Origin of the sequence: Nocardioides sp. NPDC023903, assembly GCF_040639295.1 — a bacterium.
Classification (GTDB): domain Bacteria; phylum Actinomycetota; class Actinomycetes; order Propionibacteriales; family Nocardioidaceae; genus Nocardioides.
Map to the genome: position 1 here is coordinate 1 of NZ_JBEZZS010000030.1, position 19,047 is coordinate 19,047.

The window sequence follows — 19,047 nt, forward strand, 5'->3', positions numbered from 1 at the left end:
GTCGCGGTGAAGGTGCTGTCCTCGGAGATCGATGTGGAGAGCAGGGAACGGTTCCTGCGCGAGGAACAGGCGATGGGCAGGCTGTCCGGGCATCCCAATATCGTCGACATCCTGCAGGTCGACGTGACCGAGACCGGGCTGCCGCTGATCGTGATGCCGTACTTCAACCGCGGGTCGTTGGAACAGCTCATCCGGGATCAGGGCCCGCTCACCTGGGCCGACTCGCTGCGGGCCGGGGTGAAGCTGTCGGGTGCGATCGAGAGCGCGCATCGAGCCGAAATACTGCACCGGGACGTGAAACCGGCCAACGTCCTGCTCAGCGGCTACGGCGAACCGCAACTCACCGACTTCGGCATCGCCCGCATCCCGGGCGGTTTCCAGACATCGAGCAGTTTGATCACCGGCTCGCCCGCGTTCACCGCGCCGGAAGTGCTCAAGGGCAGCGAACCGACCGTCCGCTCCGACATCTACGGCCTCGGCTCCACGTTGTTCGCGCTGCTCACCGGGCATGCGGCCTTCGAAAGGCAGGCGGGGGAGAGGGTGGTCGCGCAGTTTCTGCGAATCACCACCCAGCCGGTGCCCGACCTGCGCGACCAGGACATTCCCTCGGACGTGGCCGCCGTCATCGAACATGCCATGTCCCAGAATCCGCGCGACCGCCCGTCCACCGCCTACGAGTTCGGCGACCCCGCGGGCGGCCCATGTGCTGTTTCCCCTGATCAGCGGGTCAGTTGTCATCCACAGGGCGGGTTCGGGATCGGGTTGTCCACAGCCGGCGACATGACGGTCGCGAAGGTCGGCGGAGCGGGTCATTGTCGTCCTTGAACGGCCGTACGGACGGCCATCGATCAGAGAGGACCAACCATGGCCAAGGCACATCTTCGGAAGAACGAGAAGGGGATCACGACGGCTGAGTACGCCGTCGGGACGGCGGCAGGTGCGGGGCTCGCCGGCCTGCTCTACAAGCTGCTCACCGGTGGCTTCGGCAACGACCTGCTCAACAGGCTGTTCCAGCACGTCCTCAGTCTGCTGGGGATCTGAGCCGTGGTCCGCGGGCAGCGGGGAGAGCGAGGCGCAGCCACCGCGGAGCTGGTGATGGTCATCCCGCTTCTGGTGGCCGTGACCATCGGGCTGGTGTGGTTGCTGTCGGTGGGAGCAGCGCAGATCCAGGTGGTCGACGCGGCCCGGGAGACTGCGCGGGCTGTCGCTCGAGGGGACGACAGCGGCTCCGCCGCCGCCCGCGGACGTCGGGTCGGACCTGCGGGCACGCAGGTGACTGTCAGCGCCGGTGCCGAGGAGGTCGTCGCCTCCGCGCAAGCCCGGGTGACCGGGCCCGGCGGGATCTTCAGCTGGATGCCGGGAGTGACCGTACGCGGTGAGGCGGTCGCCGCGACCGAGGCGACCCCTCGACAGGCTCAGGACACCGCGCAGGGGGAGCAGTGAGCACGGTCCGGGCTGGCAAGGACGAGCGCGGGTCGGCAGCCCCGTTCGCCGTCGGCGCCATCGGGCTGCTGCTCTTCCTCGGCGCCGCGCTGGGTGTGGTGGGCGCGGTCTTCGTCGCCCACCGCACGGCGCAGTCCGCGGCCGATCTGGCGGCGTTGGCGGGGGCCAACGCGCTTCAGGTCTCGGAGGACGCATGTGCGGCGGCGACGGCGATCACCGACCGCAACGGCGCCACGTTGGAGTCGTGCGAGATCGCCGGGGAAGACGTCACCGTCACCGTGCGGGTCGAGGGCCCGCGCTGGCTCGGTCAGCCCGGGGATCCGGTCGCCGAGGCGAGAGCGGGCCCGACGGACTCACGATCGGACTAGGCGTCCTCGGACTTGGGCTCGGGCGCGATCTTGGGCTCAGCCTTGGTGTCGGACTTGGTGTCGGACTTGGTGTCGGACTTGGTGTCGGACTTGGTCTCGGCGTCCTGCAGCGTCTTGGCCATGTCCCGCATCTGGCGCTTCTGCTTCATGTACTTCACCTGGTGCTTGCCGCCCCACTTGGTGAGCGAGAACCCGAAGAGGAGGAGGACGCCGGCGACGAGGCCGATCACGAAGATCGTTGTCGAACCGACCGGGAGACCGAGCAGGGTGGCGGTCGGATCGTCGAGATCACCGTTGCCGGTGGTGAAGAGACCCAGAACGATGAGGACTGCGGCAACGACGATCAGCACAAGGCCCAAGATCAGCATTTCCCCAGCGTATGCCTATTTCTGCAGCAGCAGCCGCAACAACACGATCGCGCCCTGCTTGTCGAGAGGGTTGTTCTGGTTGCCGCACTTGGGCGACTGCACGCAGGAGGGGCAGCCGTCGTCGCACTCGCACGCCTCGATGGTCTCGAGCGTGGCACCGAGCCACTCCCGGGCGGCACGGAATCCGCGTTCGGAGAATCCGGCCCCGCCGGGATGTCCGTCGTAGACGAAGACGGTGAGCATGCCGGTGTCCGGGTGGGACGCGGTGCTGACGCCACCGATGTCCCAGCGGTCGCACGTCGCGATCAGCGGGAGCAGTCCGATCGAACAGTGCTCGGCGGCGTGGGCGGCACCCGGGATGTCGGCGCTCTCCAGGCCAGCCGCTTCGAGGGCCGAGGCGGGCACGGTCCACCAGACGGCGGAGGTGCGCAGCGTGCGTTCGGGGAGGTCGAGCAGCTCCTCACCCAGCACCTCACCACCCGGTTGTCGACGGCGCAGGAAGGAGACGACCTGGTGGGTGACGTCGACGTCGCCGTACGCCAGGCGGCACTCTCCCCACGCGACCTGCTCTCGCTCGGCGACGATCGAGATCTCAGTGATTTCCCGGGCGAAGGTGGAGTAGCCGGGGTCGTCGCGGGAGATGACCGCGACGTTCTCGTCCAGGTCGAGCTCGTGCACGAGATAGGTCTCGCCACGGTGCACGTAGACGGCGCCGGCATGCGCGCTCGAGTGTGAGCTCGCCGCGTCGACCGTGCCGACGACCCGGCCGGTCTCGGCCTCGATCAGTTGCACCTGAGACCCACCCGAGGAGCGGATGTCGGCGAGGTCGGCCGCGCGTCGGCGGTCGGTCCAGTACCAGCCGCGAGGCCGCTTGCGCAGCAGCCCTGAGGCGACCAGGTTGTCCAGGATCTCCCGGGCACCCGGTCCGAAGAGCGGCAGGTCCGGCTCGGTCAGCGGCAGCTCCTGCGCGGCGGCACACAGGTGGGGGCCGACGACGTACGGGTTCGCCGGGTCGAAGACGGTGGCTTCGACCGGCTGACCGAGAAGCGCATCCGGATGGGTGACGAGATAGGTGTCCAGCGGGTCGTCGCGGGCGACCAGGATGCCGAGCGCGTCGCCCGCGCCCCGCCCCGCGCGGCCGATCTGCTGCCAGAAGGCCGAGCGCCTGCCGGGATAGCCGGCCAGCACGACGGCGTCCAGGCCACTGATGTCGATGCCGAGCTCGAGCGCGTTCGTCGCCGCCAGCCCCAGCAGCTCGCCGGAGCGGAGCGATGCCTCGATCGCCCGGCGCTCCTCGGGCAGATAGCCACCGCGGTAGGACGCCACCCGCCCGGGCAGCGACGGGTCGACCTCTTCCAGCTCGGCGGCCGCGGTCAGGGCGACCTGCTCGGCGCCGACGCGGGAGCGTACGAAGGCCAGGGTGCGTACGTCCGAGGAGACCAGGTCGGCGAGGAGGTCGGCGGTCTCGGCGGAGGCCGCGCGGCGCACGGGCGCTCCGTTCTCGCCCGCGTGCGACGTCAGCGGCGGCTGCCACAATGCGATCGAGAGCTCCCCGCGTGGCGACGCGTCGGCGGTCACCGGGAGGACCGGAAGGCCGATGAGCCGCTCGCCCGCGATCGACGGCTCCGCGACGGTCGCCGAGGCGAGGATGAATGTCGGCGATGACCCGTAGAGCGCACAGATGCGCCGCAGCCGCCGCAGCACGTGCGAGACGTGCGCCCCGAAGACGCCGCGGTAGTGGTGACACTCGTCGATGACGACGTAGCGCAGCGAGCGGAAGTAGGACGTCCACCGCTGATGACCGGGGAGCAGCGATCGGTGCAGCATGTCGGGGTTGGTCAGGATGTACTCGCCGAAGTCGCGCGCCCAGTCCCGCTGCTCCCGGGTGCTGTCACCGTCGTGGGTCACCGCGCGCACGTCGGCGCCCAGCTCGCGCAGCCCGGTCAGCTGGTCCTGAGCGAGCGCCTTGGTGGGCGCGAGATAGAGGACGCCGGCGCCGCGCTCACCACGTGGACCACGCCCGTCTCGGATCGCGGTCAGCGCGGGCAGCTGATAGGCCAGCGACTTCCCGGAGGCGGTGCCGGTCGAGACGATCACGTGGCTGCCCTCGTGGGCGGCCTCGGCGGCCACCGCCTGATGCTGCCAAGGACGTTCGATCCCACGAGCGGCAAAGGCGGCGACCACATCGGTCGAAGCCCACGTCGGCCAGTCGGCGAAGACGGCCTCTCTCGGCGGGACCTGCTCGAGGTGGGCGAGCCGGTCCTCGCGACCCGGGACGTCCGCGAGCCGGCGTACGAGATCACCGGTCGCTGTCGTCAACACCTATCTATTCTCCCAGAATCTGGTGGCAGCCACGCTTGCGGCCCCGCATCGTGTCCATGACGTTGCGAGTTTCTTGCGCGCATCCTGGTGAGCCGTGGTTACATTACGATCGACTCCGGCTATCGGACACCAGGCATGCCGACCGGAGCTGGTTGTCTCACGTTCCTTGGCAGGAGAACTTCGAAGTGGATCTGACGCTTGCGACTCGCGAGCTCGACTCGGCCACCATCGTGGCCGTGGGCGGCGAGATCGACGTCTATACCGCGCCGAAGCTGAGGGACAAGATCACCGAGCTCGTCGCGCGGGGTCACTACGACATCGTCGTCGACCTCGAAGCCGTGGAGTTCCTCGACTCGACCGGTCTCGGCGTCCTGGTGGGTGGCCTGAAGAAGGTGCGCCAGCACAACGGCATGCTCCGCCTGGTCTGCACCCAGGAGCGGCTGCTCAAGATCTTCCGGATCACCGGCCTCGCCAAGGTCTTCGACATCCACGCCAGCGCCGAGGGCGCGGCAGCGGGCTGACCCGAGCCCACAGACGACTGAGCGAGGTCGAGCGGCGAGCTTGCTCGTCCGCTCGCGCCGAGCGAGGGAGTGAGCGCGCGAAGCGCGCATTAGGCTCCAGGTGTGAGTGACCTCCCGCACCGGCTCCGTGACGCCCTCCAGCAGGCCGACTTCTCCTACGACTCCGTCGCCGAGCTGCTCGGTCCGACCGCGCACAGCGCGCTGAGTCGCAACGAGACCCTTCCGGGCCGGCGGCGCACTCACGGAGGCACCCCGCTGGAGACCCTCATCCGGCTCTTCCTGCTGCAGACGACCGTCCCTCTGGACCTCGCCGAGGCAGCCCTGCCCGGGCTCGTCGACCGGCTCGCCGTCGAGGGGATCCTGGAGCAGTCGGTCGGCGAGGTCGCGGCCCGCCTCGACGTACGTCCGTACGCCACCGATGACACCGCCCTCTGGGTCGTCTCCGACCTCACGCCGGGGCTCGATGGCGGCCCGCAGCGCGTCGGCCCCGAGCACGTGCTCGGGATCAGCCCCGCCTCGACCTCCCTGGCGCAGCTGACCATCCGTGACCAGGTCGGCACCGCGCTCGATCTCGGCACCGGCTGCGGCGTCCAGGCCCTCCACCTCGCCACCCACAGCGACCGGGTGGTCGCGACCGACGTCAACCAGCGAGCCCTGTGGATCACCGCGTTCAACGCCGCCCTCAACGACGTGGCGGACCGGATCGACGTACGCGACGGGTCGTTCTTCGAGCCCGTCGCCGGTGAGCGCTTCGACCTGATCGCCACCAACCCGCCGTTCGTGATCAGCCCGGCAACCGGTGAGCGCCTCGTCTACCGCGACTCCGGGCTCCCCGGCGACCGGGTGGTCGAGGACATCGTCAGGGCCGCTCCCGGCATGCTCACCGAGGGCGGCTGGTGTCAGATCCTGGGCAACTGGATCATCTCCCAGGACCAGCCCTGGGACGACCGTCTCGAGGGATGGCTCGGGGACGAGGTCGACGCGTTCGTGGTCCAGCGTGAGGTGCTCGACCCCGCGGCGTACGTCGAGCTCTGGCTCAAGGACTCCGGCCACCACGGCGCCCAGGACTACCTGACCCGCTACGACACCTGGCTGTCCTGGTTCGAGGAGCAGAAGATCGAGGGCGTCGGGTTCGGCTGGATCAACCTGCACCGCACCGGCGCGAGCAACCCGAAGCGCGAGCTCCTCGAGTGGCCCTACGACGTCGAGCAGCCGATCGCCCCGGCGCTCGCAGCGTGGGGCGAGGCAGCCCGCGTCGAGGTCACTGAGGACTCCACGCTGGTGCTCATCGAGGACATCCAGCAGGAGACCCTCGGCCAGCCCGGCGCCGAGGACCCCAGCACCGTCATCCTGCGCCAGCAGCGTGGCCTGCGCCGCGCGCGCCAGGCGGACACGATCGAGGCGGCCTTCGCGGGCGCGTGCGACGGTGACCTGGCCATCGGCCAGATCCTCGACGCGCTCGCGCAGATCCTCGACCGCGACCCCGCGGTCGTGCGCAGCAGCTATCTGCCGATCGCCCAGGAGCTGGTCAACGAGGGCTTCCTCCGTCCCGCGCCAGGCACGCCTGGTCCCGCAGCCTGATCAGGCGCCTGCGCACGCTCGAGATCAGCAGGTCCGGATAGCCCAGCGGCTCGAGATCGGGAAGGTCGCGCATGCCCCACGGCCGCTGGGTCTGCCACGGCCAGAAGCCACGGAGCGCGGCCGCCAGCTGCTTGCCGTACGCCGACGGCATCTTCTTCACGTCCAGCCGCCCCTTGAGCTCGGTCGCGGTGACCAGGCCGCCCGGCCCGGCGAGTCCGTTGGCGCCCAGGACCGTCCACACGATCCCGGCCGCCACCTGGGCCGGCTGGGTGGGCCGATCGACGACCAGCGGGTCGATCTCCCACAGCCGCAGCAGCGCCCGTCGCAGCGCGAAGCCCACCTCCGCGACCGGGAAGTCGGCCGCGACCTCGTCGAGCAGCGCGGCGACCGCCTCCAGCTGCGTACGTCCCGCCGGATCCTCCACGACCGGCAGGTCCAGCCCGTCCTCGACCAGCGGCGCGGCATCCAGCGCGGTGACCGCCTCGTGGCCGCCGCACAGCGCGGCCAGCCAGTCCAGGGCCACCTCGTGGTCGGGTCGTGGCGGTGTGTCCGGCTCCGCCCAGCGGGGCCGGGTCAGCTCGGCCTCCAGGCGCTCCAGGATCACGTTGGTCCGGGTGAGCAGCTGCGCGCACTCGGAGCAGACCAGGTGCTCCGGGGGCGTGGCCAGACCCTCTATGTAGTCGATGTATTCGGCGTCGATCATCAGCAGAGACCTCTCGGTTCGGATTGGTCTCGCCGTCCTCGAAAGCCACCATACGGACGGGCACCGACAGTTTTTGGACATGGCCGGATGAGACACCGATTTCACGCTCCCGCTCCCCAGCGTGCTAGGTATTGTCTTCGCGGCGCCCAAGGCAACACGCCATGTTGTCCGAGAGCTCAGTGCCGCATGAACCGCGGTGACTGGACCCATGCCGGCTGGAGACACGCGCTAACGTGTCTCGCCAGAGCTTGTCAGTGGTGCCAGGCTCTGCTGCAGTGAGATAAGGACGTCAGTGGCACACAAGTTGGTGATCGTCGAGTCCCCGGCGAAGGCTCAGAAGATCGGCGGATACCTCGGACAGGGGTATGTCGTCGAGGCATCCGTCGGGCACATCCGCGACCTTCCGCAGAGCGCGGCAGACACCCCTGCCAAGATCAAGGACAAGCCGTGGGGGCGCTTCGGCGTCGATGTCGACAACGGCTTCACCCCTTACTACGTCGTCCCCAGCGACAAGAAGAAGCAGATCGCCAAGCTCAAGTCGCTCCTCAAGGACGCCGACGAGCTCTACCTCGCCACCGATGAGGACCGCGAGGGCGAGGCGATCGCCTGGCACCTCCTCGACGAGCTGAAGCCGAAGAAGGGCATCCCGGTCAAGCGGATGGTCTTCCACGAGATCACCAAGGCCGCGATCCTGGCCGCTGCCGAGAACCCACGCGAGCTTGACATGGACCTCGTCGAGGCCCAGGAGTCGCGCCGCATCCTCGACCGTCTCTACGGCTACGAGATCTCCCCGGTGCTGTGGAAGAAGGTCATGCCCCGCCTGAGCGCGGGCCGCGTCCAGTCGGTCGCCACCAGGCTCGTCGTCGACCGCGAGCGTGAGCGGATCGCCTTCCGGACCGCCTCATACTGGGACCTCGCCGGCACGTTCGACGCCGGCTCCGACCACGAGCCGCGGATGTTCCCGGCCCGGATCACCTCCGTCGACGGCAGCCGCGTCGCCCGTGGCACCGACTTCGGCCCCGACGGCCTGCTGAAGAGCGACAAGGTCGTCCACCTCGACCGCACCCGCGCCGAGTCCCTCGCCGCCGGCCTCGAGGGCCAGACCTACGAGGTCCGCTCGGTCGAGTCCAAGCCCTACAAGCGCAGCCCGTACGCCCCCTTCCGCACCACCACGATGCAGCAGGAGGCGAGCCGGAAGCTCGGGATGAGCGCGTCGACCACGATGTCGGTCGCCCAGCGTCTCTACGAGAACGGCTTCATCACCTACATGCGTACCGACTCCACGACCCTGAGCGGAGACGCCGTCAGCGCGGCCCGCGCTCAGGTCCGGGAGCTCTACGGTGCCGAATACCTGCCCGACGCCCCCCGGACGTACGCCTCCAAGGTCAAGAACGCCCAGGAGGCCCACGAGGCGATCCGCCCCGCGGGTGACTCGTTCCGCACTCCGGCGCAGACCGGTCTGACCGGCGACCAGTTCCGCCTCTACGAGCTCATCTGGATGCGCACCGTCGCCTCCCAGATGAAGGACGCGGTCGGCAACTCGGTCGCGATCCGCCTCGGCGCCTCGGCGGCCACGGGCGAGGACGTCGTCTTCTCCGCGACAGGGCGCGTGATCACGTTCCACGGCTTCCTGAAGGCGTACGTCGAGGGCACCGACTCCGCCGACCAGACCTCCGACGACCAGCAGACCCGCCTCCCGAACCTCATCAAGGGCGAGCGGGTGAACGCCGCGAGCCTCACCGCGGACGGTCACGAGACCAAGCCGCCTGCTCGTTACACCGAGGCGACCCTGGTCCGTGAGCTCGAAGAGCGCGAGATCGGCCGTCCGTCGACCTACGCGAGCATTATCCAGACCATCATCAACCGCGGCTACGTCTTCAAGAAGGGCACCGCGCTGGTCCCCGCCTGGGTCGCGTTCTCGGTGGTCAGGCTGCTCGAGGAGCACTTCCCGCGCCAGATCGACTACCGGTTCACGGCGAGCATGGAGGAGATCCTCGACGAGATCGCCAAGGGCGACAAGGACATGACCACCGAGCTCGGGGAGTTCTACTTCGGCTCCGAGCGGGTCATGGGCCTCAAGCCGCTGGTCGACGGTCTCGGCGACATCGACGCCCGCGAGCTGGCGACCTTCCCGGTCGGCTCTCCGGAGGCCGGGGTCAACCTCCGAGTCGGCCGCTACGGTCCCTACATCGAGGGCCCCGGCGACGACGGCACCCCGTTCGCGGTGCGTGCCAACGTCCCCGACGACCTGCCGCCCGACGAGCTCACCCTGGAGAAGGCCAAGGAGCTCTTCGCGAACCCGGCCGGCGAGGAGCTCAACCTCGGCGTCCACCCGGAGACGGGGCTCACCGTCGTCGCGAAGAGCGGCCGGTTCGGTCCCTACGTCACCGAGCAGCTCCCCGAGGACGCGAAGAAGGGTGCCAAGCCCCGCACCGCGAGCCTCTTCAAGTCGATGAGCCTCCAGACCATCACGCTCGAGGACGCCGTCAAGCTGCTGACCCTGCCCCGGGTCGTCGGCACCGGCGCCGACGGCGAGGAGATCACCGCCCAGAACGGCCGCTACGGGCCCTACCTGAAGAAGGGCACCGACTCCCGGACCCTGAGCTCGGAGGACCAGCTGCTCACGATCACGCTGGAGGAGGCTGAGCAGATCTACGCCCAGCCGAAGCAGCGCGGCCGTGCCGCCGCCAAGCCGCCGCTCAAGGAGCTCGGCCCCGACCCGGTCTCCGGGCAGCCGATGGTCGTCAAGGACGGTCGCTTCGGTCCCTACGTCACCGACGGTGAATACAACGCCACCCTCCGGGCCGCCGACGACCTGGAGACCCTGACCGCCGAGCGCGCCGCCGAGCTGCTCGCCGACAAGCGCGCCAAGGGCCCGGCGAAGAAGACCACCAAGCGGACGACGAAGAAGACGACCAAGAAGTCGCCGGCGAAGAAGTCCACGACGAAGAAGTCGACCGCCAAGAAGACGACCAAGAAGGCCGCGACCAAGAAGTCCTGAAGCCGTACGCCGCGGCCCGGCCGCCCACGTGGCAGAACCCCGTCATGGCGGGGTTCTGCTGCCGCCTGACGTCGTAGAGCCCCGCACAATCCCGCCTTGGCGGGAATCTGTCAGCCGAGAGCTCCCTGCAGCTCTCGCGCCAGCCGGTCGCGTTCGGTCTCGGGCAGCCACTGGGTCTCGTCGTCGGTCACGTAGCCGAACACGTTCGGTCCCCGAAGTTCCGCTGGCTGGTCGGCCATCCTCGGCACCAGGTGCACATGGAGATGTTCGAAGCCTTCGGCTTCGGAGAACTGCATGACGTACGTCTTCACGCACCCGGTCACGGCACGCAGCGCCCCCGACAGCGAGCCGAGCAGCGTGCCCAACTCGGCGTGCGCCTCGGCGGGCAGCTCGTCGAGAGCGGTGACATGCCGGATCGGCGCGATCACCAGCCAGCCGGGAAGCGTGACGTTGAAGGCGTGGCCGACCCGCCAGTGCCGCGTACGGACGATCGACTCGCGTGGCGGCAGCGACTCGAGGGCGCTGTTGCGGCAGTTGTAGCAGTCCATCGCGAGGTCCCCGTCAGCTGAGCGAACCGACGACCTCGTCGTAGTCCAACCGGTCGGCGGCGATGTAGAAAAGCCGGGCGCCGGGGGCGACCGGCAGATCCCAGGGCGGGCTGACCTGGATGCCGTCGACGGTGCGGACGGCAAGGAGCGTGGCGCCGTGCGAGCGGCCGAGGGCGGCCTGCCAGGCGCCGACGTCCACGGTCGCGGCCGAGGGAGGCACCGTGAGCGAGTAGGTGCCCTTGCCGCCGGCGGTGGCGAGCTCCTGGTAGACCTCGGCGATGCCGGGGTCGCTGAGCTCCTCGCCGATCAGCTGGGTGTTGTGCCACTGGACGCAGTGGACGGTCGTGTCGACTCGGAAGATGGTGCGCTGCACCCGCATGTCCCGCAGCGCCACGATCGTGTGCACCGAAGGAGCAGCGGTGTTGGCCGCGACGGTGAGCGTGACCGCCTCGTTGTCGTCACGCGCGTCGATCAGCACGCTGTGCGCGCTGGCGAGCCCGGTGCGAGCGAGCACGTCGAGATCGGTGATGTCGCCGCGTACGAACTGAAGGCGGTCCTCCCCGGGCATCGGGTGCTCGGAGAGCTGGTCCTCCCAGGTCGCGAGCACGACCTCCCGTTCGGGCTCGGAGAGCAGTTCTTCCAAGATCCGCTCGGTGCGCCCGGCGGTGTAGCCGAGCAGCACGATGTGGTTCTGTCCGCTGAAGCTGATCTCTCCACGCATGCGGCGTCCTTTGGCGTTCTCGATGATTGCCGAGATCCGGCTGAACAAGATGGCGAGGGTGGTGATGGAGCCGAAGACGACGTACGCCCCGACGAGCCGGCCACCGGTGGTCTCCGGGAAGAGGTCGCCGTAGCCGACCGTGGCCGCGGTGATGAGGAACCACCACCAGTAGTTGCCAGGGCGCACGATGTCGCTGCCCGGCTGGGCCAGCGCCATCGCGATCCAGCCGGTGACGAAGACGAAGCCGATGATCGCGAGCGGTAGCACCCAGGCGTAGTGGCGCGAGGTGCGCCGGGCCAGTCGAATGAAGAAGAACATCAGTAGCCCACCCAGCCCTTCCGGGCGTAGTCCAGGATCGCCGGATCCAACAACGTGGTGACCGAGGTCGGCCGCTCGGCACGGTCCGGCGGGAACGAGGTCGCGGCCGCGAGCACGGCGTCGCTGGCATAGCGCAGCCCGCCCGGCGCCTCGTCGTCGAGAGCGAGCTCAGGGGCCGACCCGTCGCGGGAGGCGAGGACGTAGCCCCAGTTCCCGAAGGAGGGTACGTCCGCCTGGTAGGGCGTGGTCCGCCAGCCGGCCTCGGTGAGGGTGTGCCGTACGGACCAGAACGCGTCCGGCGCGAAGAAGGGGCTGCCCGACTGCACGACCATCCGCCCGGACGGGGCGAGCAGTCGCGCGATCATGCTGTAGTTCTCGACCGAGTAGAGCTTGGCCAGAGCGGTCGAGTCCGGGTCGGGGAAGTCGGCGATGACCACGTCGAACGGTGCCCCCGAGTAGTCGCGCACCCAGGAGAACGCGTCGTCGGCGACGTACGTCAGCCGGGGGTCCTCCAAGGACCCCGACGTCAGCGAGGAGACCGGCTCGAACGAGCGCGCCAGCGACACCACAGCGGGATCGAGGTCGACCAGTGTCACCGACGAGACCGACTGATAGCGCAGCACCTCCCGCGCGGCGAGCCCGTCACCACCACCGAGGATCAGCACCCGCTGGTGCGTCCCGTTCATCGCCGGGTGGACGAGCATCTCGTGGTAGCGGTACTCGTCGAGCGAGGAGAACTGCAGGTCACCGTCGAGGAAGAGGCGTACGTCATCGAACGCCGGTCCGACCGGAGCGCCGCGGGTCACCACGATCTCCTGGTAGTCCGAGCGCTGGGAGTGGATGATCGGGTCGCGGTAGAGCGCCTGGCGGGCGTTGAGCTCGAAGGAGTCGGCCGTCACCGCGGTCATGCCGAGGGCGAGCGCGAGCGCGCCGCAGACGGCCGTGACCGCCCCACGTTGCCGGCGCGAGCCGGCCAGGGCCACCCCGACCGTCCAGGCGGCGACCACGTTCAGAGCAGCCGTCGCCACCGTCCCCACCAGCAGCCCCAAGGTCGGCAGCAGCAGGAACGGGAACGCGAGTCCGCCGATGAGCGCACCGACGTAGTCGACCGCATTGATGTCAGCGACCGCGAGCGAGGCCTGCTGGCGCCGCAGCCGTTGCAGCAGCTCCATCAGCAGCGGGATCTCGGCACCCACCAGGGCGCCGATCAGGAACGTCACCAGCAGCATCATCGGGGTGTAGAGATGCAGCCACGCGAACGACGCGTAGAGCGCCGGCACCGAGGCGCCACCGACCGCGGCGAGCGCGATCTCCACGGCCACGAACGAGCGCAGCGGCCGCGTGATGAGCGGCTTGGCGAGCACGGCGCCGATGCCCATCGCGAACATCGACACCGCGATCACCAGCGACGTCTGCGCGATCGAGTTGCCGAGCAGATAGCTCCCCAGCGTGACCAGTGCGAGCTCGTAGACCAGGCCGCACGCCGCGCAGATGAACACCGCCGCGAGGACGAGCAGCCGGGCCGCGCGTCCCTCGGGCAGCGCGGACAACGAGGGGAGAGTCAGGCTCACGTGATCGAGGCCGCCACGATCACGCCGACGGCCAGCTGCACCGCGACGGCGACCCAGATCGCCGGGTCGTCCTTGTCGTCGGTCATCAGCTCACCGAGCCGGCCCGGGGTGAGCAGGTCGAGGATCACGAACGCGAACGCGAGCAGGGCGATCCCGATGAGACCGTACGCAGCGGTCTCGGCGAGCCCCTGGAAGGTGTCCGCCTCCGCGGTGTAGATCGAGGTGGCCACGATCATCGCGATCGCGACGACCGAGGAGCCGAGCAGCAGCGCCGGGTCGCGGCGGTGCTCCACGAAGATCAGCTGCCCCAGCCGGCCCGGCGTGAGCAGGTCGATCACATAGAAGCCGATCATCAGCAGAACCAGCCCGAGGGCGGCGAAGGCGACGGTGGACAGCAGTCCGCTCACAAGGTCAGTCATCGGTTCATCTCTCCAGTCTCAGGGTGGTCACTTGCCGGATCCGCTGCCGCCGCCGCGGAACGAGTCACCGCTGCTGCCGCTGCCGCTGTTGCGGCCGTAGTAGCTGTTCCAGCCCCACAGCCCGATCACCGTGGCGTGGTGGCGGTAGCCGCGGTCGTACTCGTAGAACGTGATCGTCGAACCCGAGGGCGTACGCGGCTCCACGACGACCAGCCAGTCGTCGTCGTAGCGCAGGTAGTGGCTGGATCCTTCGGCCCGGTTCTCGTCCGCGTCGGTGCCGCTGTCGATCTGGTTGGCGACCGAGCTCACCGTGCCGTCGTCCTCGAAGACGATCCCGGCCTCGCTGTCGGGGTCGGTGCCGCTGACGTGGTCGAAGTTCTTGCGCAGGTACTTCTCGGGGCTGTTCCCGTCGCCGGACACGGCGATGGCGATGATGATGGCGAGCGCGACGCACGCCGCGACGATCGCCCAGCCGATCAGCTTGCGGTTCGGGCCGCCGGAGCCGCTTGGTTCAGACACTTGTGCCCTCCTCGGGCCGGTAGCTGGTGGTGGTGGCGACGATCTCGCCGGTCTGTGGGTAGGTGTGCCAGGTGTTCCAAGTGACCTGCCCGTCTCCGGGGCGGTCCAGGGCCAGCGCGGTCACCGCGTGCGGGTCACCCGGGAAGTGCGCGACGACGGCATCCGTACGCCCGCTCAGCCGCTCCACGAGCCGCGACGCCTGCGCGGCGAGCTCGTCCGGTCCCATCTCCTCCACGTGCGAGGCGAGGCGGTAGCCGTCGGCCGCGTGCGCCTCGGGAAGGGGCGCGGCCTCGGCGATCCCGCACGCGATGGTCTCGTGCAGGAGCGGGCGGTCGTGGCGGCGTACGACGACCTGATGGCTGGCGCCCAGGACGCTCAGCGTCACCGTGAGGCCGCTCCCGAGGCTCACCGTCCGGGAGGCCAGCGGAGTGCAGGGGATCGGTGCGAGGGTCCAGCGCAGGGTGTCGCCGCGTACGTCCGCGAACGGGACGTCGAGAAGCGTCACTCGTCGTCCAGGGTCGCGGGCCGGTCGGTGGAGGGGTAGACGGTCAGCTCGAACGGCTGCAGCACCTCGCCGAGGGAGGGCTCCCAGTTGGTGCCCCACTTCTCGAAGCCGAGCAGCTTGCCGTCGACCGACTCGTAGTCCGCGTACTCGGCCGTGCCCGACGGCGCCGTTCCGGTCGCGCCGGTGGCGGTGAAGGCGGCAGAGCCCTTCTCCTGGAGCCGGTAGGCGACGCCGCCGACGATGATGTCGCGGTCACCGACAGCGCCCTGCTCGATGTCGCCGAGCGGGATCGCGTGCCACAGCGAGACCTCGAAGCTCTCGTCGTCCTCGATGGAGAGCCACTTCTTGCCCTCCGCGTCGTCGAGCATGTGCTCGGTCCAGCGGTAGCCGTGCTCGTCGAAGTCGATCCGCCCGCGGACGAACCAGTTGTGGCCCAGGTACTCGATGACGTCGCCGTTGCGCACCTGGCGCAGCTGGTCGGAGGCGTGCTTGTGCTGGTCGCCGATGAAGTCGTCGGGCTCCTTCTGCGCCGTCGGCTGCTGCCGGCTCTTCCAGAGCAGGTAGGCCGCGACCGCGAGGGCGGCCAGCAGCAGGACGATCAGGACGTAGATCACCGGAGACTCCTTGGTTCAGCGTGAGGACGACCCGAACCTTAACCTGGTGGTGCGAGCTTCGACAGCCTGAATCGCTCCACCCGCGGGCGGCGTACTCAGGTGTTGTCGGTCCCACCCCGTAGGTTTGCCTCGTGAGGTTTCCGGGTGTCTACGCAGAGCACGGCGTCTTCGTCTGTTTCGAGGGCGGCGAGGGCTCGGGCAAGTCGACCCAGTCGCGGCTGCTCCACGAGGCCCTGACCGCCCGCGGCCACCGGGTCCTGCTGACCTTCGAGCCGGGCGACACGGCCGTAGGCAAGGACGTACGCCGCATCGTGCTGTCCCCGGAGACCGGCGACCTCGACGATCGGACCGAGGCGCTCCTGTTCGCCGCCGACAAGGCCGAGCACATCGAGTCGATGGTCCGCCCGGCGCTGGAGCGGGGCGAGGTGGTCATCACCGACCGCTATGTCGACTCGATGCTGGCCTACCAGGGCGCCGGCCGGGTGCTGGACGCCGCGCAGCTCGAGGAGGTCGCGCGGTGGGCGACCGCCGACCTGCGACCCCACCTGACCGTGCTGCTCGACCTGGATCCGACGGCTGGGTTCACCCGGTTCGAGGAGCGCGACCGGATGGAGCAGGAGTCGGTCGAGTTCCACCAGCGGGTGCGCTCCGCGTTCGTCGGGCTGGCTGAGCGCAATCCCGACCACTACCTGGTCCTGGACGCCCGCGCTCCGGTCGAAGAGATCCACGCCGCGGTGCTGGCGCGCCTCGAGCCGCTGCTCACTCAGGCGGTGAGCGCATGAACGTCTCCACCATGTCGGTCTGGGACAACCTGGTCGGCCAGCGTCACATCATCTCCACGCTGAAGACCGCCGCAGCCGGCCACGGCATGACCCAGAGCTGGCTCTTCACGGGTCCTCCGGGCTCGGGGCGTTCCAACGCCGCGATCGCCTTTGCCGCCGCGCTCCAGTGCCCCAACGGCGGCTGCGGCCAGTGCCACGCCTGCCACACGGTGCTGGCGGGCAGCCACGCCGACGTCAACCTGGTGCGCACCGAGAAGCTGACCCTCGGCGTCGACGAGATCCGCGACCTCGTCCGTCAGGCCGCCCTGAGCCCGGCCGGAAGCCGCTGGCAGATCCTGATCATCGAGGACGCCGACCGGCTCACCGAGCAGGCCAACAACGCGCTGCTCAAGGCCGTCGAGGAGCCCGGCGCCCGCACGGTGTGGATGCTCTGCGCGCCGACGGTCGAGGACGTACTCCCGACCATCCGGTCCAGGTGCCGGCTGGTCACGCTGACCACCCCGTCAGCGCCCGACGTGACCGCCTTCCTCCAGCGCACGCTCGGTGTCGACGAGGCGCGCGCGGCCTACGCGGCGCGCGCGAGCCAGAGCCACATCGGCCGGGCCAAGGCACTGGCCCGCGACGACGACACCCGGCGCCGGCGCGAGCAGGTGGTGGCCTACCCGGCCCGGCTGCACACCCTCGCCGACGCACTCAGAGCCGCCGGCGAGCTCGCCGCGGTCTCGAAGGAGGAGGCCGACGCCGTCACCGCTGACCTCGACGCTCGGGAGAAGGCCGACCTCGACGCCGGCTACGGCGTGGTCGATCGCGGCCGCCGGCCGCGCGAATACGGTCCCGCGCTGTCCGCGCTCGAGAAGGACCAGAAGCGCCGAGCGACCCGCCGCCACCGCGACGTGATCGACCGCGGGCTGATGGACCTGGTCTCGGTCTACCGCGACGCGATCACGATCGCCGCCGGCGCTCCGGTGACCCTCGTCAACGAGGAGCACCGACGCGAGATCGAGCAGCTCGTCGCGGCCTCGACCCCCGAGCTCAACCTGCAGCGGATCGGGGCGATCTTCGAAGCCCGCGAGCAGCTGCTGGAGTTCAACGTGCAGCCCCAGTTGGTGCTGGAAGCGATGATGGTGGCGCTGTTGCCGCCCGGAGGAGATCAGTGAAACTCAAAGCAGTGACCGGCGCCGCCGCGCTGAGCGCTCTGACCGTGATCACCGCAGGCTGTGGTGCCGACGGCGGCACCCCCGACGCCGACCAGGTGAGTCCGAGCGCTGAGGCGACCGCGGCCCCGACCGAGGGGTTGCAGACCTTCTACAGCCAGAAGCTGGACTGGAAGGAGTGCAACGGCGCCTTCGAGTGCGCGACCCTCGAGGTCCCGCTCGACTACTCCGACCCCACCGGCCGCACCATCGAGGTCTCGGTCATCAAGGACCCGGCCAACGAGAAGAAGATCGGGTCGCTGGCGATCAACCCGGGTGGCCCGGGTGGGTCGGGCATCGAGTACGCCCTCTACAACAACCGGTCCTTCAGCTCCACCGTTCGCGACTCCTACGACATCGTCGGCTTCGACCCGCGTGGTGTCGGGCAGAGCACCCCGGTCGACTGCCTCGACGACGAGACCCTGGACTCCTACGTCGCGGTCGACCCCGACCCCGACACCCCGGCCGAGGAGAAGGCGTACGTCGACACCGGCGTCGAGATGGCCAACGGCTGCGCGGCCCAGAAGGACGGCATCTCCGACCACGTCAGCACTGTCGAGGCGGCCCGGGACATGGACGTACTCCGGGCTGCGCTCGGTGAGGACCAGCTCGACTACTTCGGCGCCTCCTACGGCACCCAGCTCGGCTCGACCTACGCCGAGCTCTACCCCGACCGGGTCGGCCGGTTCGTGCTCGACGGTGCGATCGCCCCCGGGCTGAGCGTCCTCGACGCCAACCTCGCCCAGGCGAAGGGCTTCGAGGTCGCGCTCCGCTCCTACGTCGAGAACTGCGTCGACGAGGGCAGCTGCTTCCTCGGCGACTCCGTCGACGAGGGCGTCGAGCGCGTCCAGAAGCTGATGGCCGACATCGACGCCGAGCCGCTGCCCGCCGGCGACCGTGAGCTGACCGCCGGCAACGCCCTCTACGGCCTGATCACCCCGCTCTACGTCGAGTCCTACTGGCCCTACCTCACCGACGCCCTCCAGGCGGCGCTGAAGGGCGACGGCTCCCAGCTGATGAGCCTCTCGGACAACTACGCGGGCCGTGACCCCGAGGGCGGCTACATCAACAACACGATGGAAGCCAACTGGGCGATCAACTGCCTCGACGACTCCTCCGGCATGAGCCCGGAGGACGTACGCAAGCAGCTGCCCGCCTTCGAGGAGGCCGCTCCGACGTTCGGTGCCGCCCTGGCCTGGATGCTCAACGGCTGCGCCGCGGAGAAGTTCAAGGCCACCGAGGCCGAGCCCGAGATCGACGCCGCGGGCTCCAACCCGATCGTCGTCGTCGGCACCACCCGCGACCCGGCCACCCCCTACGAGTGGGCCGAGGACCTCGCCAAGGCTCTCGACAACGGCGTACTCGTCTCCCGTGACGGCGACGGCCACACCGGCTACATGCAGGGCAACGGCTGCGTCGACGACGCCATCGACGACTACCTGGTCGACGGCAAGGTCCCCGACAACGGCTTGGAGTGCTGACCCCGCTCGAACTGCGGATTTACCCGATGTGGGGTGGGTCCTCGTCGTGACGCCCCGGCGGATCTCTGT

20 protein-coding genes are annotated in these 19,047 nt (G+C 69.5%); 10 read left to right on the forward strand and 10 right to left on the reverse strand.

Annotated features, from left to right (window positions below; genetic code table 11):
* The 4 genes from AB0F44_RS23665 to AB0F44_RS23680 form a co-directional block, all read left to right on the forward strand.
* A partial coding sequence (locus tag AB0F44_RS23665; protein WP_357359113.1) for a serine/threonine-protein kinase occupies window positions 1–825 on the forward strand: 825 nt, incomplete at its 5' end.
* A gap of 39 nt (window positions 826–864) precedes the next feature.
* Window positions 865–1,041 carry a DUF4244 domain-containing protein gene (locus AB0F44_RS23670; RefSeq protein ID WP_141801821.1) on the forward strand — a complete coding sequence of 59 codons (177 nt, stop codon included), beginning with the start codon at window positions 865–867 and terminating at the stop codon, window positions 1,039–1,041.
* 3 nt (window positions 1,042–1,044) lie between these two features.
* Entirely contained in the window at window positions 1,045–1,443 is a 399-nt protein-coding gene (locus AB0F44_RS23675; RefSeq protein WP_357359114.1) for a TadE family protein, read from the forward strand.
* Window positions 1,440–1,811, forward strand: a complete 372-nt coding sequence (locus tag AB0F44_RS23680) for an Rv3654c family TadE-like protein (RefSeq protein WP_357359115.1) — start codon at window positions 1,440–1,442, stop codon at window positions 1,809–1,811. The genes AB0F44_RS23675 and AB0F44_RS23680 overlap by 4 nt, the downstream gene beginning before the upstream one ends.
* Here AB0F44_RS23680 and AB0F44_RS23685 read toward each other — a convergent pair.
* Together AB0F44_RS23685 and AB0F44_RS23690 are read right to left on the reverse strand one after the other, a co-directional pair.
* The gene (locus tag AB0F44_RS23685; protein WP_357359116.1) at window positions 1,808–2,179 is read right to left on the reverse strand and encodes a hypothetical protein; all 372 of its coding nucleotides are present in this window, start codon (window positions 2,177–2,179) and stop codon (window positions 1,808–1,810) included. The two genes, AB0F44_RS23680 and AB0F44_RS23685, sit on opposite strands and share 4 nt — an antisense overlap.
* A 15-nt stretch (window positions 2,180–2,194) precedes the next feature.
* Complete coding sequence (locus tag AB0F44_RS23690) at window positions 2,195–4,501, reverse strand: DEAD/DEAH box helicase (RefSeq protein WP_357359117.1); 2,307 nt, start codon at window positions 4,499–4,501, stop codon at window positions 2,195–2,197.
* A 185-nt stretch (window positions 4,502–4,686) separates the two neighbouring features.
* Here AB0F44_RS23690 and AB0F44_RS23695 point away from each other — a divergent pair, with 185 nt between their 5' ends.
* Both AB0F44_RS23695 and AB0F44_RS23700 read left to right on the forward strand, forming a co-directional pair.
* Window positions 4,687–5,022 carry an anti-sigma factor antagonist gene (locus AB0F44_RS23695; protein ID WP_091044749.1) on the forward strand — a complete coding sequence of 112 codons (336 nt, stop codon included), beginning with the start codon at window positions 4,687–4,689 and terminating at the stop codon, window positions 5,020–5,022.
* Window positions 5,023–5,124: 102 nt separating this feature from the next.
* Window positions 5,125–6,603 (forward strand): class I SAM-dependent methyltransferase, encoded by a 1,479-nt coding sequence (locus AB0F44_RS23700; RefSeq protein ID WP_357359118.1) that lies wholly within the window; start codon window positions 5,125–5,127, stop codon window positions 6,601–6,603.
* Here AB0F44_RS23700 and AB0F44_RS23705 read toward each other — a convergent pair.
* Window positions 6,551–7,306, reverse strand: a complete 756-nt coding sequence (locus AB0F44_RS23705) for a hypothetical protein (RefSeq protein WP_357359119.1) — start codon at window positions 7,304–7,306, stop codon at window positions 6,551–6,553. The genes AB0F44_RS23700 and AB0F44_RS23705 overlap by 53 nt on opposite strands.
* 292 nt (window positions 7,307–7,598) lie before the next feature.
* Here AB0F44_RS23705 and topA point away from each other — a divergent pair, with 292 nt between their 5' ends.
* Window positions 7,599–10,307, forward strand: coding sequence for a type I DNA topoisomerase (gene topA, locus AB0F44_RS23710; protein ID WP_357359120.1), 2,709 nt, complete (start codon window positions 7,599–7,601; stop codon window positions 10,305–10,307).
* A gap of 110 nt (window positions 10,308–10,417) precedes the next feature.
* Here the strand turns inward: topA and AB0F44_RS23715 are convergent, their stop codons facing one another.
* Genes AB0F44_RS23715 through AB0F44_RS23745 form a run of 7 tightly spaced genes read right to left on the reverse strand, consistent with a single transcriptional unit; the run spans window position 10,418 to window position 15,522 of the window.
* Window positions 10,418–10,855, reverse strand: coding sequence for an HIT family protein (locus AB0F44_RS23715; RefSeq protein ID WP_357359121.1), 438 nt, complete (start codon window positions 10,853–10,855; stop codon window positions 10,418–10,420).
* 13 nt (window positions 10,856–10,868) lie between these two features.
* The gene (locus tag AB0F44_RS23720) at window positions 10,869–11,894 is read right to left on the reverse strand and encodes an ion channel (RefSeq protein WP_357359122.1); all 1,026 of its coding nucleotides are present in this window, start codon (window positions 11,892–11,894) and stop codon (window positions 10,869–10,871) included.
* On the reverse strand, window positions 11,894–13,465 hold the full coding sequence (locus AB0F44_RS23725) for a polyamine aminopropyltransferase (RefSeq protein WP_357359123.1): 1,572 nt from the start codon (window positions 13,463–13,465) through the stop codon (window positions 11,894–11,896). Before AB0F44_RS23725 ends, AB0F44_RS23720 begins: the two co-directional genes overlap by 1 nt.
* A complete protein-coding gene (locus AB0F44_RS23730; protein WP_357359124.1) occupies window positions 13,462–13,884 on the reverse strand; it encodes a DUF350 domain-containing protein in 423 nt (140 codons plus the stop codon). Before AB0F44_RS23730 ends, AB0F44_RS23725 begins: the two co-directional genes overlap by 4 nt.
* 27 nt (window positions 13,885–13,911) lie before the next feature.
* A complete protein-coding gene (locus tag AB0F44_RS23735; RefSeq protein WP_357359125.1) occupies window positions 13,912–14,403 on the reverse strand; it encodes a DUF4247 domain-containing protein in 492 nt (163 codons plus the stop codon).
* Entirely contained in the window at window positions 14,396–14,908 is a 513-nt protein-coding gene (locus AB0F44_RS23740) for a DUF2617 family protein (protein WP_357359126.1), read from the reverse strand. Before AB0F44_RS23740 ends, AB0F44_RS23735 begins: the two co-directional genes overlap by 8 nt.
* Entirely contained in the window at window positions 14,905–15,522 is a 618-nt protein-coding gene (locus AB0F44_RS23745; protein WP_357359127.1) for a DUF4178 domain-containing protein, read from the reverse strand. The genes AB0F44_RS23740 and AB0F44_RS23745 overlap by 4 nt, the downstream gene beginning before the upstream one ends.
* A 131-nt stretch (window positions 15,523–15,653) precedes the next feature.
* Between AB0F44_RS23745 and tmk the strand changes: the two genes are divergently transcribed.
* Genes tmk through AB0F44_RS23760 form a run of 3 tightly spaced genes read left to right on the forward strand, consistent with a single transcriptional unit; the run spans window position 15,654 to window position 18,978 of the window.
* Window positions 15,654–16,304 carry a dTMP kinase gene (tmk, locus tag AB0F44_RS23750; RefSeq protein WP_350660290.1) on the forward strand — a complete coding sequence of 217 codons (651 nt, stop codon included), beginning with the start codon at window positions 15,654–15,656 and terminating at the stop codon, window positions 16,302–16,304.
* Window positions 16,301–17,461 (forward strand): DNA polymerase III subunit delta', encoded by a 1,161-nt coding sequence (locus AB0F44_RS23755; RefSeq protein WP_357359128.1) that lies wholly within the window; start codon window positions 16,301–16,303, stop codon window positions 17,459–17,461. Before tmk ends, AB0F44_RS23755 begins: the two co-directional genes overlap by 4 nt.
* Window positions 17,458–18,978, forward strand: a complete 1,521-nt coding sequence (locus tag AB0F44_RS23760) for an alpha/beta hydrolase (protein WP_357359129.1) — start codon at window positions 17,458–17,460, stop codon at window positions 18,976–18,978. Before AB0F44_RS23755 ends, AB0F44_RS23760 begins: the two co-directional genes overlap by 4 nt.
* Window positions 18,979–19,047: the final 69 nt, after the last annotated feature.